The organism is Rhizobium sp. BR 317, assembly GCF_047445835.1.
Taxonomy (GTDB): Bacteria; Pseudomonadota; Alphaproteobacteria; order Rhizobiales; family Rhizobiaceae; genus Rhizobium; species Rhizobium paranaense.
The window spans coordinates 1-978 of sequence record NZ_JARWLB010000162.1; the positions used below are offsets into that span (position 1 = coordinate 1).

At 61.1% G+C, this 978-nt stretch carries 1 protein-coding gene; it reads right to left on the bottom strand.

Features of this window, described 5'->3' with window-relative positions; genetic code table 11:
* On the bottom strand, positions 1–697 hold a 697-nt coding region (locus tag QD357_RS32530), incomplete at its 3' end, for a 3'-5' exonuclease (protein ID WP_414126116.1).
* Positions 698–978 lie beyond the last annotated feature (281 nt).

Consider the following 978-nt stretch of genomic DNA (forward strand, 5'->3'; position numbering starts at 1 on the left):
GTCTCTGAACGTAGCGTGAGAACAGGCCTTCGAAGACGATGACCTCGTCGAATTCCTTTCCTTTTGCCTTGTGAATGGTCATCACAGTGACACCCTGCTMGGGACGGGTKGTCGCCGCGAATTGGTCCTCAACGACGGCGGCCGCCAGCAAGGCGCGAGCGTTGTTGTAGCTGCCATGAGTGCGCCATGCCTCCGCGAGCTTCGATTCAATCCGCGCGCCGCGTGTTAGAAGCCGCAAATGGCGGGCTTCCTTCGCGAGCGCCTTGAATTCATCCCGGTCGTTCGCGTCGAGCTGCGCGCGCACCGCGCGCCAATCTGACCAAGGATCCCCCGTCAGTTKGATCGCTTCAATGTTMGCCAGGAGGCTTCGAACGCCCGRACCGATACCGCGCGCGCCGAGCCCGTTGAAACCCCGAGCACGGACGGCCCGGGCAATGTCTTTGTACCGGCCTGCCTTTCGGATTGCCGTCGCGGAAGCCTCTTCTGAGCGGCCTAGTTCGAATGCARCCAAGCCCTCCAGTATGGCGGCGGCATGGTCTTGATCGCTTGGACGCGGCTCCATTAGGAGAGCAATCAGGTCTGCAGCAAGCATGGGGCCTTCGGCCGCGACCAGAATGTCGACCGGATAGGCAGGAAGGCCGTGGGCTGCCTCGGCCATGTAATGGAAGACGCTTGCCGCCAGGGCGTTCGCTGGCACGAGGACTGCGAGGGACCAATCGGGATTCCGGCGCAGCCGCGCGACGGTTCTGAGGATTTCCTGTTTGAGCGGGCGGAGGCTTCGGCCGCGATATCGCGAGACGKAAACGCCTGCATAGGCTGCAGCCGTATATTCACCKGCAATAATGTCATTGGCAAATTGTGCGATCGCCGTGCCRGGACTGCGATTGTTTTCGCTGGCAAAATCAAAGGGCGTTGGGTTAAACGCGGCGATGAATTCATCGAACCGGCGCGGGTGCGCGCCCTTGAAGTCATATATCC